The organism is Devosia sp. 2618 (assembly GCF_040546815.1).
GTDB lineage: Bacteria > Pseudomonadota > Alphaproteobacteria > Rhizobiales > Devosiaceae > Devosia.
The window spans coordinates 303,882-316,610 of the sequence record NZ_JBEPOO010000001.1; the positions used below are offsets into that span (position 1 = coordinate 303,882).

General features: G+C 61.1%; 11 protein-coding genes and 1 riboswitch. Of the genes, 1 reads left to right on the forward strand and 10 read right to left on the reverse strand.

Features of this window, described 5'->3' with window-relative positions:
* Positions 1–2: 2 nt before the first annotated feature.
* From ABIE28_RS01485 to gabT, 9 genes are all read right to left on the reverse strand, one after another.
* A complete protein-coding gene (locus ABIE28_RS01485; RefSeq protein ID WP_354059461.1) occupies positions 3–611 on the reverse strand; it encodes a YkoF family thiamine/hydroxymethylpyrimidine-binding protein in 609 nt (202 codons plus the stop codon).
* Positions 602–713: riboswitch (TPP riboswitch) on the reverse strand. It overlaps the preceding gene by 10 nt.
* Before the next feature lie 768 nt (positions 714–1,481).
* A complete protein-coding gene (locus ABIE28_RS01490; protein WP_354059463.1) occupies positions 1,482–2,909 on the reverse strand; it encodes a gamma-aminobutyraldehyde dehydrogenase in 1,428 nt (475 codons plus the stop codon).
* 19 nt (positions 2,910–2,928) lie between these two features.
* Positions 2,929–3,741 (reverse strand): ABC transporter permease, encoded by an 813-nt coding sequence (locus tag ABIE28_RS01495; RefSeq protein WP_354059465.1) that lies wholly within the window; start codon positions 3,739–3,741, stop codon positions 2,929–2,931.
* Positions 3,731–4,681 carry an ABC transporter permease gene (locus ABIE28_RS01500; RefSeq protein ID WP_354059467.1) on the reverse strand — a complete coding sequence of 317 codons (951 nt, stop codon included), beginning with the start codon at positions 4,679–4,681 and terminating at the stop codon, positions 3,731–3,733. Before ABIE28_RS01500 ends, ABIE28_RS01495 begins: the two co-directional genes overlap by 11 nt.
* Complete coding sequence (locus ABIE28_RS01505) at positions 4,678–5,673, reverse strand: ABC transporter ATP-binding protein (protein ID WP_354059469.1); 996 nt, start codon at positions 5,671–5,673, stop codon at positions 4,678–4,680. Before ABIE28_RS01505 ends, ABIE28_RS01500 begins: the two co-directional genes overlap by 4 nt.
* Positions 5,674–5,804: 131 nt before the next feature.
* Positions 5,805–6,959: an ABC transporter substrate-binding protein gene (locus ABIE28_RS01510; RefSeq protein ID WP_354059471.1), complete on the reverse strand. Its 1,155-nt coding sequence runs from the start codon at positions 6,957–6,959 to the stop codon at positions 5,805–5,807.
* Positions 6,960–7,072: 113 nt separating this feature from the next.
* Entirely contained in the window at positions 7,073–7,981 is a 909-nt protein-coding gene (locus ABIE28_RS01515) for a LysR family transcriptional regulator (RefSeq protein WP_354059473.1), read from the reverse strand.
* A 51-nt stretch (positions 7,982–8,032) separates the two neighbouring features.
* Positions 8,033–9,484: an NAD-dependent succinate-semialdehyde dehydrogenase gene (locus ABIE28_RS01520; RefSeq protein ID WP_354066380.1), complete on the reverse strand. Its 1,452-nt coding sequence runs from the start codon at positions 9,482–9,484 to the stop codon at positions 8,033–8,035.
* A gap of 10 nt (positions 9,485–9,494) precedes the next feature.
* Entirely contained in the window at positions 9,495–10,778 is a 1,284-nt protein-coding gene (gene gabT, locus ABIE28_RS01525) for a 4-aminobutyrate--2-oxoglutarate transaminase (RefSeq protein ID WP_354059475.1), read from the reverse strand.
* A 106-nt stretch (positions 10,779–10,884) separates the two neighbouring features.
* Here gabT and ABIE28_RS01530 point away from each other — a divergent pair, with 106 nt between their 5' ends.
* Positions 10,885–11,796: a LysR substrate-binding domain-containing protein gene (locus ABIE28_RS01530; protein ID WP_354059477.1), complete on the forward strand. Its 912-nt coding sequence runs from the start codon at positions 10,885–10,887 to the stop codon at positions 11,794–11,796.
* A gap of 49 nt (positions 11,797–11,845) precedes the next feature.
* Here ABIE28_RS01530 and ABIE28_RS01535 read toward each other — a convergent pair whose 3' ends face one another.
* Positions 11,846–12,661, reverse strand: a complete 816-nt coding sequence (locus tag ABIE28_RS01535) for a DeoR/GlpR family DNA-binding transcription regulator (protein ID WP_354059479.1) — start codon at positions 12,659–12,661, stop codon at positions 11,846–11,848.
* Between the last annotated feature and the right edge of the window lie 68 nt (positions 12,662–12,729).

Genomic DNA, 12,729 nt, shown 5'->3' on the forward strand with positions numbered 1-12,729 from the left:
CTTCAGCGCGCGCTGGGGCTGTTGGCCGAAACCGTCAGATCAATGGTGACATGCCCTTGCGGTGGGCCAAAGCGGCAGAAAGCCTGCTCGACGGTGGCAAAAAGGGCGCCGCTATCGCCACTGAGCTTGGTGGCGAAATGCTTGGACTTTTCGAACGTGCCCGACTGTTTCAGAAAGTCTATGCAACCACAGATTTCGTCCATGTGGTTGCCTTGGCCCAGTACGTAAAGCGAGAGCTGGGCGACCGAGAACACCCCCATGTCAGTGGCGTTCTGTACGGCAGTAAGCGCCGCTGTCTGCCGCTCTAGAAAGGGGACGACGGGACCGTCGAAGTGGGACGAATTGCAGATAGCATCGTTGGGCTCGCCGGGGCAGCCGCGCGAAATGGTGGCCGACAGCACGCAGTGTTTGTCGCTGCGGGCGGCGGCGCTGAACAGATCGCGCATGGCTGGGAACAGCACTTCGGGCGGTCCGACGAGCAGGGTGGAAATGTCATCGGTTTCGATGCGCAGCTGCGCGCGATAGGGATCAAGCGCGTTCAAGGCGCTCGTGATGACGTCGACGAAATCGTCGGTCATGGGGTAGAGGGAAATCTGTGCGCCCGAAAACATGGCCCGCCTCGCTCCGCTGGTATTACCCAGATCAGCTATAGGGTCCGAAGGCTTTCCGCCCTCATCTCAGCCCCGACCTACGGAGCACCCCTGTGGATGCAGTCACCATAAGCGCTGCTGGTTGCGGAAAGCAAGCCTTCTTAAACGAAGGTACGATGAAGGGGCCGACGCGTAGATATCGGCTTTTAGGTGACAGCCCGGAGGGCAGGGGGGAGGGGCGGCTGAAATAGGGCGCGTTCCCGCCCGGCTGCTTCCGACCCCACTGCTGCCGCTCAGCCATGCGGCGCTATTTCTGACGTTTACGGCAGATTCCAGAGGCCGACGCTGCCATTTAGCTGTTTTAGTGAGATATGGGCTCCACGCCAAGGACGCTCAGATCACCGGATGTCAATTTGGAAGATCTTTGGGTCAGCGACCCTCACCGGTATGGCACCTCCTAGTTCAACTTGATCAGCGTAAAGATAGAACCGTTCCGTCAGATCGGCATAGGCAGCCGTCAGAACAGGGAGACGGGCAATGACGCCATAGCCATCATTTCGTATCGTTATCTCCACCGCTTTTACCGCTGTCACGTTGCATGAATCTATAAACTTCAGCCACCGTTTAGTGACGCCTATGGGAGGCGTGTTGCCGGATGAATGAAGCAAGAGAGACCTTGCCGCGCACGTCAGACATTTCCCGACAGGGTCCTTCCGGCTGGTTACGGATGCGCAGTCGGCAATCTCCACGAATCGGACGCAGGAACCAGATCAAGCTGGTGCTGGCGCAGGTGCAGTTTATCTCAAGTTTCCAAGTGGTGAGAGCCCCCAAAAACGCCCCGGCCGCCACTGAGGGAGACGGCCGGGGTGCAGGAGGAGTTGGGTTCTTGCGTTAGCCGTGGTTGATCATGACGTGGCGGACGCTGGTGTAGTCTTCAAGGGAGTAGCTTGAGAGGTCTTTGCCGTAGCCGGATTGCTTGATGCCGCCGTGGGGCATTTCGTTGACGAGCATGAAGTGGGTGTTGATCCAGGTGCAGCCGTAACGAAGGCTTGCTGCGGCGTTCATCGCCTTGGAGATGTCCTTGGTCCAGACCGATGAGGCGAGGCCATAGTCGCTGTCATTGGCCCACTCGACGGCCTGTTCCGGCTGGTCGAAGCGGGTGATGGAGACCACCGGGCCGAACACTTCGCGGCGCACGATTTCGTCGCTTTGGAGGGCACCGGCGACTACGGTTGGCTCAAAGAAGAAGCCCTGATCGCCCGAATTCTTGCCACCGGCGGTGACTTCGATATGCGACATTTCCTGCGCCCGTTCGACAAAGCTGGCGACCCGGTCGCGCTGTCGCAGCGAGATCAGTGGGCCCATTTCGTTGAGGCTGTCGTCAGCTTGGTTGAACTTGATGGTGGAAACAGCAGACGACAGGTCCGCCACAAGCCGGTCGTAAATTTTGGAGCCGGCATAGATGCGGCAGGCGGCGGTGCAGTCCTGTCCGGCATTGTAGTAGCCGAAAGCGCGCAGGCCGGTGACGACGGCATCGAGGTCGGCATCGTCATAAACGATGACGGGGGCCTTGCCGCCGAGTTCGAGATGGGTGCGCTTGACCGATTTGGCGGCGGCCTGCAGCACCTTCTTGCCGGTAGCGATATCGCCCGTGATCGAGACCATGTCGATCTTGGGGTGATTGATCAGCGCGTTGCCGACGCTTTCGCCGCGGCCCAACACGATATTGACCACGCCTTCGGGCAGGATTTTCGCAAAGATCCGAGCCAGTTTGAGCGCGCTGAGCGGGGTCTGTTCGGAGGGCTTGAACACCACAGTATTGCCACCGGCGATGGCTGGCGCCAGCTTCCAGGCCATCATCATCAGCGGGTAGTTCCAGGGCGCAATCGAGCCGACAATGCCGATCGGGTCGCGCCGCACCATGGAGGTGTGGCCTTCGAGATATTCACCCGCGACGACGCCCGACATGTTGCGGACCGCGCCGGCAAAGAAGCGGTAGCAATCGACCACGGCGGGGATTTCGTCATTGCGGACGGCGTTGATCGGCTTGCCGCAATTGAGCGCTTCGAGCACGGCGAACTCTTCGGCTTCGGCCTCGATGGCGTCGGCGATGCGCAGCAGATAGGTCGAGCGCTGCTGCGGCGTCGTGCGCGACCATTGGCCGAAGGCCTTGCCGGCTGCCGTCACGGCGCGATCGACCTGAGCAAGCGACGCCTCCGGGATGGCCTTGATCAAGCCGCCCGTACGCGGATTAAGCACCTGTTCTTCAGTCTCGACGCCGTCTTCAAACTGCGCGCCGATCAGCATGCTGGTGTCCATAATAATCTCCTGAACAGAGTTACTTGCCGCTGCCGGCGATCTGGTCGCCGTCGCGTGTGAGGTAATAGGCGGCCAGGATTGGGATCGTGGTGACCAGAACCACAACCAGGGCCACGACATTGGTCACCGGGCGCTGGCGCGGCCGGATCAGTTCCTCCAGCATCCACAGCGGCAGCGTCTGCTGCTGGCCGGAGGTGAAGGTGGTGACGATGACTTCGTCAAAGGACAGCGCGAAGGCCAGCATGCCACCGGCCAAAAGGGCGGTGCCGATATTGGGCAGGATGACGTGGCGGAAGGTCTGGAAGCCGTCCGCACCAAGGTCCATCGAGGCTTCTATCAGGGACTTGGAGGTGCGGCGGAACCGCGCCACGGCATTGTTGTAGACCACCACGACGCAGAACGTGGCGTGGCCCAGCACGATGGTCCAGAAACTGAACGGGATTTCGGCGAGGCTGAAGGCCGAGCGCAGCGCGATACCGGTGATGATGCCGGGCAGGGCGATGGGCAGAATGACCAGCAGCGAAATGGTCTCGCGGCCAAAGAACTGCGTCTGGCTGACCGCCGCGGCGCAGAGCGTGCCGAGCACGAGGGCGATGGCGGTGGAGATCGAGGCAACCTGCACCGATAGCGTCAGCGCCTGCCAGACGTCGGGGCGGTTCAGGGTGACTTCGAACCAGCGCAGCGTCAGGCCCGGGGGTGGCCACTGATAGCTCTTTTCCTCGGTGGTGAAGGCATAGATGAAGATCAGCAGCAGCGGCGCGATCAGAAAGACCAGCCCGGCGGTGGAGGCAATCTTGAGGCCCAGCGGTGCCCGCGTCCTATCAGAGTGCATCGAATGCCCCCTTCTTTTTGGCGGCCCAGAGATAAAGGCCCATGATGACGATCGGCACGACGGTAAAGGCGGCGGCTAGCGGGATATTCCCGGCGGTGCCCTGGTGTTGGTACACGGCCTGACCGATGAACAGGCGCGAGGTGCCCACGATCTGGGGAATGATGTAGTCGCCCAGGGTCAGCGAGAAGGTAAAGATCGAGCCGGCGATAACGCCCGGCAGAGCCAGCGGGAAGATCACTTTCCAGAAGGTCTGGAAGGGTGTAGCGCCAAGGTCGGACGATGCGTCGGTCAGGTTGACCGGGACGCGCTCGATGGCTGCCTGCGTCGGCAGGATCATGTAGGGCATCCACACATAGACAAAGACCAGGAAGGTGCCGATGTAGCTGATCGAGAGCGAGCTGCCGCCGATCACCGGGATGGAGAGGATTGCGTCGAGAATGAAGGTAATGTGGAGCTGGGCGAAGACCCAGTTCAGGATGCCTTCCTTGGCGAGGATCAGCTTCCAGGCGTAGATCTTGACCAGATAGCTCGACCACAGCGGCAGCATGACGCCGAGATAGAACAGGGCCTTCCATTTGCCGCGCACATAGCGCGCGGCCATATAGGCGATGGGGAAGGCGATGACCGCTGACGCGAGCGTTACGGCTGCAGCCATCAGCACGGTGCGGACGATGATATCGAGATTGGCCGGCCGGAGCAGTTCGCCATAGCTCTTGAGCGTGAGGTGGGAATAGTCGACCACACCGCTGAACTCGTCGATGGCGTAAAAGCTCTGGGCCAAGAGAGCCAACAACGAGCCGATATAGACAATGCCGAGCCACAAGAGGGGCGGCGCCAGCAGGATCGCCACGAACAGTTTCGGGCGGCGCCACAATTGATCCGAAAGCCAGCCGAGAACACCCGGACGCCGCTCGGTGATGACGAGGGCAGGTGTTGTCATTGCTCTGCCTCCATCAGGTGCAGTGCGCTACGCTCGAAGGCGAGGCCCGTGCGGGCGCCGATGGAGGGCAATGTCTCGCCCGATGGCACCAGCGCATGAATGCTGCTGCCATTGAGGTCAATGCCGAGGCGGGTGGTGGCGCCCAGATAGTTCTTGGTCGTCACCACTCCGGCCAATGCGCTGCCCGCTTCGGGAACCAGTTTGACCGCCTCGGTGCGCAGGCTTGCCCAGCGGCGTTCGCCGGTCAGTGCCGCCACCTGGGTGGGATTGAGCACGTTGGACGAACCAACGAAGTCGGCAACGAAGCGGTTGTTGGGGCGGGCATAGATGTCTTCGGGTGTGCCGACCTGAATGACGCGGCCGCCGGAAAACACCGCGACGCGATCCGCCATCGACAGGGCTTCACCCTGGTCGTGGGTCACTAAGATAAAGGTAATGCCGAGCGCCTTTTGCAGAGACTTGAGTTCGTCCTGCATGCTCTCGCGCAGCTTGAGATCGAGCGCGCCGAGCGGCTCATCGAGTAGCAGCACCTTGGGTCGGTTGACCAGGGCGCGGGCCAGAGCCACGCGTTGGCGCTGCCCACCAGACAGTTCTGACGGGCGGCGCGCGCCATAACCATCGAGCTTGACCATATCCAGCGCCTGTTCGGCGGCCTTGGTCCGTTCGGCTCGCGGCACTTTTTTCAGCATCAGCGAATAGGCGACATTGTCGACCACGTTGAGATGCGGAAACAGCGCGTAGTCCTGAAACACGGTGTTGACGTTGCGCCGATAGGGCGGCACGCCGGTGGCGTTTTCGCCGAAAATTTCGATATGGCCGGCCGTTGGTTGCTCGAAGCCGGCAATCACGCGCAGGCAGGTTGTCTTGCCCGATCCGGATGGGCCCAGCATGGCGAAGAACTCGCCGCTGGCGATGGTGAGATCAACCTGATCCATGGCCTTGATGGGGCCGAAATAGCGCGAAACGCCTTGCAGGGTTACAGCAGCGGTCATTGTATGCAGCTCCGTTTCGGGCGGCGGACGCACCGCCGCGCAGCGCGGCCAAATTGGCCGGGCCAGACAGATCTTCAGCTAGGGGAGGTGGAGGGGGAGGCGCGGTGCGCCGCCCCCGGATGCTGTAGCGGTTATCGCCCGCCGATCACGCCGATATAGTCAGAGACCCAGCGGTAGTAGGGCACGCACTCGCCCTGCGAGCACTGCGTAACCGGGGTGCGCCAGAACTTGACCTGGTCGAATTGGTCATAGCCGTTGTCGGTGCAACCGGTGGCGCCGAGCAGTTCATTGTTCTGGCAAGCGGTGGGCACGGATGGGTTGGCGCCGAACCAGGCCGAAACGTCGCCCTGAACCTTTGGCGAGAGCGAGTGCTCCATCCACATATAGGCACAGTTCGGATGTGGGCTGTTGGCGTGCAGCATGGTGGTGTCGGCCCAGCCAGTAGTGCCTTCGGATGGGAACACCGAGTCGATGGGGGAGTCAGCCTTGAGCAGGTTGACCATGAACGGCCAGGAGCTGGAGGCGGCCATGCCTTCATTCTTGAAGTCATCCATCTGGATGTTGGCGTCGTGCCAGTAGCGGCCAACCAGGGTGCGCTGCACGCGCAGCAGGTCGAGCGCGGCGGCATATTGGTCTTCGTTGAGCTCGTATGGATCGGTAATGCCCAGCTCTGGCTTGTGCGCCATCAGGTAGTTGGCGGCATCGGCGATATAGATCGGGCCGTCATAGGCCTGGATGCGGCCGGCATTGGGCTTGCCGTCTGGAAAGTCCATTGGCTCGAACACAACATCCCAGCTGGTTGGCGGCTTATCGCCAAACACTTCGGTATTGTACATCAGAACGTTCGGACCCCAGACATAGGGGGTGCCGTAGTGCTGGCCGTCATAGGTGTGCCAAGCAGCATTCTGAATGCGCGGATCAATGGTCGACCATGATGGGATCAGCGAGGTGTTGATCGGCTGCACGCGGCCACCGGCGATCAGGCGCTGCGAAGCGTCGCCAGAAGCAGTCACAAGGTCGAAGCCGCCTTCATTCATCAGCGCGACCATTTCGTCGGAGGTCGCCGCGGTCTTGACCGAGACCTGGCAGCTGGTGGCCTTCTCGAACTCGGTGACCCAGTCATAGGCAGGATCGGTTTCGCCGCGCTCGATATAGCCGGCCCAGGCCACGATGCTCAGCTCGCCTTCACCAGCGCCCAGCGCCTTCAAAGGTTCAGCGGCGACGGTCTGCCCTACAAAAACGGTAGCCATCGCAATGGCGGTACACGTGCGTAATACGGACTTCATGTTTTCCTCCCTTATTTGCCGGTCCCCGCCAGCAATCAAAGAGTACGCGCGAGTTTAACTTTCGCAAATTCATTCCACAGATAGATGGTATCGGAAATGCCGATATCAGGGTCTCAAAACTTGCGCTGGTTTTGTTGGGCCTGCACTAAGCCTATGAAATCACGAGCTGATTGCGGCAGACCCGAGCCGCGCCGCCACACCATGCCGACTTGAACAACCGGCAAAGATCCCGAGATAATCCGGTTTTCAATGCGGTCGCCTTCCAGTGACCAGGGGCGATAGACCAGATCTGGCAGCACCGCGACGCCTGCTCCGGTCGCCACCAGACTGCGCACAGCTTCCACCGAACGAGTACGAAACGCCACGCGGGGCTTGGTACCCAGCGCTGAAAGCAGCTTGCCGGTGTTCTCTTCGGTCTCGTCCACGGTCAGCATGATCAGCGGCTCGGGGACGATGTCCTCGATCTGGATCACATCAGCTGCGGCCAGCCGATGGCCGAGCGGCAGCCATAGGCGGTAGGACGAGGTCTCAAAGATTTCCGCCTGCAGCGCGTGGCGATCCTGCAGGTCGGAAATCACCATCACCGCGACGTCCAGTTCGCCGCCGATCAGCAGGTGTTCGAGATAGTCGCGATTGTCCTCGATGGCCGTGACCTGCACTGCCGGATAGGCGCGGCGATAGCGCGCGAGCAGTTCGGATAGGACATAGCCTGCCACCAGCGAGGTGACGCCCAGATGCAGCGGACTTGGCGGCGCTGACGCGACCTCGACAAAGCTGCGCCGGGCATCCTGTACGCCCGAAAGGATACGGGTGGCGTGGCGATGAAACTGATGACCCTGATGGGTGATGTTGAGCCCGCGCCGGTGGCGCTCGAACAGCGTGACGCCCAGATCGAGTTCGAGGTCGCGGATGGCTTCGGTCACCGCCGATTGCGAGATCGACAGATTTTGCGCCGCGCCCGAGACGGTGCCATGCTCGGCCACGGCGATGAAATATTGCAATTGGCGCAGGGTGAAGGACATGGCTTTCACCCTAGCGCGGTCACAGCGCCCGCGAAAGCGGGCGCACTATCATCAGGCCGATAGCCCGCCGATGCAGGCATATTTGAGTTCGGTGAACTCCAAAATGCCGTGCTGGGAGCCTTCGCGCGAATTGCCGCTTTCCTTGACGCCGCCAAAAGGCGCCAACTCGGTGGAAATCAGCCCGGTATTGATGCCCACCATGCCGTATTCCAGCCCTTCCATGACGCGGAAGATGCGTCCCACGTCGCGGGCATAGAAATAGGCGGCCAGTCCGGTTTCGGTGTCGTTGGCGGCGGCGATCACTTCGGCCTCGGTTTCGAAGCGGAAGACGGCTGCGAGCGGACCGAAGGTTTCTTCATTGGCCAAGGTCATGTCGGCGCGCGCGCCGGTCAGAACCGTTGGTTCAAAAAAGGTGTGGCCGAGGGCATGGCGGTGGCCGCCCAGCCGCACCGTTGCGCCCTTGGCGGTGGCGTCGGCGATATGCGCCTCGACCTTGCGCACGGCGTTTTCGGTGATCAGTGGACCCTGATTGACGCCCTCGGCAAAGCCGTCGCCGACCTTGAGTCCGGCGACCCTCGCGAGCAGTTTTTCGACGAAGGTGTCGTGCACGCTGGCCTGTACATAGAAACGGTTGGTGCAGACGCAGGTCTGGCCCATGTTGCGGTATTTCGAGACAATGGCGCCTTCAACGGCGGCGTCAATGTCTGCGTCGTCAAAGACGATGAACGGCGCGTTGCCGCCCAGCTCCAGCGCCACTTTCTTGACGGTGGTGGCTGCCTGCGCCATCAAAATCTTGCCCACTGCGGTCGAGCCGGTGAAGCCCACCAGTCGCACCTTTGGATGGCTGGTCAACACGCCCCCGATGGCCTTGGCATCGCCCGTCACAACATTGATCGTACCGGCAGGAAAGCCCGCGCGCTGCGCCAGTTCTGCCAGCGCCAGCGCAGTCAACGGTGTTTCAAGCGCGGGCTTGACCACGACGGTGCAGCCCGCCGCCAGCGCCGGGGCAATCTTACGGGTGATCATCGCGGCGGGAAAATTCCATGGCGTAATCGCCGCGACCACACCGATTGGCTGCCGCAGCACCATCAGTCGCGCATCGGCGCGGTGGCTGGGCAGCATTTCGCCGGCGATCCGCTTGGCTTCTTCTGCGTAGAACTCGATATAGGATGCCGCATAGTCGATTTCCCCGAGCGCCTCGGCAATCGGCTTGCCCTGCTCGCTGGTGAGGATCGTCGCCAGATCCTGCCGATTGGCCATCACCAGATTGAACCAGTTTCGCAAGACGGTGCTGCGTTCTTTGGCCGTTTGGGCGCTCCAGGCGGGCAGGGCGGCAGCGGCCGCTTCCACGGCCTTGGTCGCCTCGTCCGCGCCCAAGGCCGGAACCTGCCCCACTACGTCGCCACTGGCCGGGTTTGTTACGTCCAGGCTCGGCGTGCCGACAAACTGCCCATTGAGAAAGGCCTGGTTCTTGAGCAGGGAATTGTCAGCGAGTGAGTGCATGGTCATGTCCTTAGTTTCCTGCCGCAATGAGCGCTTTCTCGAGCTTTTCCAGCCCCTCATCCAGCAGATCATCGCTGATGGTCAGCGGGTTGAGTAGCCGAATGGTATTGCCGTGGATGCCGCAGGACAACAGGATCAACCCTTCGGACAGCGCCGCCTGAATGACCTTCTTGGTGCCTGCCGCATCGGGGCTGCCGTCACTGCGCGACACGATATCGAACGCCACCATCGAGCCGGGGCCACGGATAAACGCGATGGGGGTAATGTCGTTGCGCAGCGAAGCTGTTTCCAGCGTCGCCTTGATCCGCGCTCCAATGCGGTTGGCGCGTTCCACCAGCCCTTCTTCGACGATCACGTCCAGCACAGCTAGAGCTGCGGCGCAGGCTACGGGGCTACCGGCATAGGTGCCGCCGAGGCCGCCAACTTCTGGTGCGTCCATGATCGCGGCGCGACCGATCACACCCGATAGCGGGAAACCACCGGCCAATGCCTTCGCCACGGTTACGAGATCAGGCTCAACGCCAGAATGTTCGATGCCGAACATCTTGCCCGTGCGCGCAAAGCCGGTCTGGATTTCGTCGGCAATCAGGACGATGCCATGCTGGTCGGCGATCTGGCGCAACGCCACCAGCAATTCGGTTGGCGCTGGTAGGAAACCGCCTTCGCCCTGTACCGGTTCAATGATGATGGCTGCGACTTCGCTCGGATCGATATCGGCGCGGAACAATGTTTCCAACGCGCGCAGGCTCTCGGCGACGTTGACGCCATGCGAGTCGGCGGGGAAGGGCACATGGAAGACGCCCGGAGGCGAAATGCCGAACTTTTTCTTGTAGGGCGCTACCTTGCCGGTCAGTGCCATGGTGAAAGTCGTGCGGCCATGAAAGCCACCGCTGAAGGCGATGACGCCGGGGCGACCGGTATGGGCGCGGGCGATCTTGATGGCATTTTCGACCGCTTCGGCACCGGTCGAAAATAGCACCGACTTTGCCGGGCCGGAAAACGGCGCCATGACGTTGAGCCGTTCGCAGACCGCCAGATAGGGCTCATAGGGCACGATCTGGAAGGCCGTGTGGGTGAAGCTTTCCAGCTGCGCCCGTACCGCTTCCATCACCTTGGGGTGGCGATGGCCGGTATTGAGCACGGCGATGCCAGCGGCAAAGTCGATATAGCGATTGCCCTCGACGTCCCACAATTCGCTGCCTTCGGCATGCTGCGCAAACACTGGAAAAGCTGTGCCGATGCCGCGTGGCAAGGCCGTCTGGCGGCGGGTCTGCAGGGTGGCGTTGTCGGTCATGGCAATACTCCTCAGTTTGGCGCAGCCTATGCCGTTGCCCGGGCGGGGCGGTATGTGATTATGTGGTGCAGTGTGGTGCATCAGTGTCACCACTGGAGATATCGCCTTGCCCACCCGCGAAGACACCGCCGCGCGCCTGCCGCCGCTGCTGATGCTGCGCGCCTTTGAGGCCACGGGCCGCACTGGCTCCATGCGCAAGGGCGCCGACGATCTGGGCGTCAGCCACACTGTGGTCAGTCGGCACGTCCGCAACCTCGAAAGCTGGATGGGTCGCAAGTTGCTGACAGCGGGTCCGCGCGGGGTCGTGTTGACCGACGAGGGGCAAATTCTGATGGCCTCGGTCACGAAGGCTTTTCGTCTGATCGCCAACACTGCGGGCGAACTGCGCTCTGCACGTGCTGGGGCGATCCTGCGTATCTGGTGCATTCCAGGCCTTGCCACACGCTGGCTGACCCCACGCCTTGCCGTTATCGAAGAGATTTTGCGCGGCACCGACGTGGTGCTGCGCTCCACCGACTCCTTGCCCGATTTCGCCAGCGGTGAGGCCGATCTCGCCATCGGCTTCGGTGATTTCGGCACTCTCGCTGCGACCGGCCGACCGCTCTTGCGTCCCCGCATGTTTCCGTTGGCCAGCCCGCAATGGTTGGCCACCCACGGCACGCCGGCGTCTCTCGCTGACCTGCCCAATTGGCCCCTTATCCACGAAGAAAGCCACCGCCAGTGGACCGACTGGTTCGACGCCGCTGGCGTCGGCACCGGCCATCGCTTGCACGGACCGCGCCTATGGGACGCGAGCCTTGGGCTCGACGCCGCCCGCGCCAGCCAAGGCATCGCGCTCGGCAGCCGCATCCTCGCCGCCGCCGACCTCGCCGCCGGCCGACTGGTGGAACTCTTCCAGACCGATATCCACCTCGGCGGCTACTACATCCTTACACCCGCCCACAGCCAAGGTAACCCTGCGCTCGATCGGTTGATTTCATGGCTGGGTAGAGAGTTGGAACTGGCGGAAAGAGGGTAATACCGCCGACCTCGGAAGCTTGCTGCTGCTGGTGTTTATTTTTACAGAACTAAGCGACGACGACTGTCACATCTGCGGCCTCGAGCGCCTTCATCAGCGGATCGGGGGGCAGGGCGTCAGTTACTATCGCCGAAATGCCGGACAAATTGCAGATCTTGACCAACGACATGTGTTCGAATTTGGAAGAGTCGCACAGAGCGATCTTATAATTGGAGCGTTCGATATAGATGCGCTTCATCTCGGTGTCGTCGAATGAATAGTCGTAGAGACCCGTCGTCGTCAGTCCGGAAATGCCGATAACAGCTGTATCAAACCAGAGCTTGCTGAATTGGGCGACAGCAGATGCGCCACCCACAGCCAGTTCTCCGTCACGAATGCGTCCGCCAGCGATGTAGACCTCTCGATTCGGAGTTGATATTTCTGCTGCGATGCGAAGGCTGTTCGTGAATACTTTCAGCCCTGGTGTGTCAGGTATGTGTTTTACCATTTGGAATGTTGTTGTTCCAACATCAATTGCAATGGTTCGAGAATCCTCTAATAGTTTTGCCGCGGCCGCAGCAATTCGTTGTTTTACATCGAATTGCTTACGCATTCTAAGGGCGAATACTGGCTCATTTCGGTCAACGGCAATCTCGTTATCTTCAGGCAGAAGTACCGCACCGCCGTGGACCCGAAGGAGTTTTTTGTCATTCTCCAGTTCGATAAGGTCGCGCCGTACCGTCATGTCTGAAACCTGAAGTTCTCGGGCAATTTGAGTGACCGAAACGGATCCGTCGGCATGCACGCGCTGCAGAATTTTTTGCTGGCGTGCTTGTGACGGCAGGGCGGAGTGAGCGTTGGACGGTTGAGGATTGATACGTTGCATCGTCTTGGTCCCTATAAAAATACTCGGCCGTGCCAAGATTCGTGTGCGCTTTTCAAACCAGCATACAG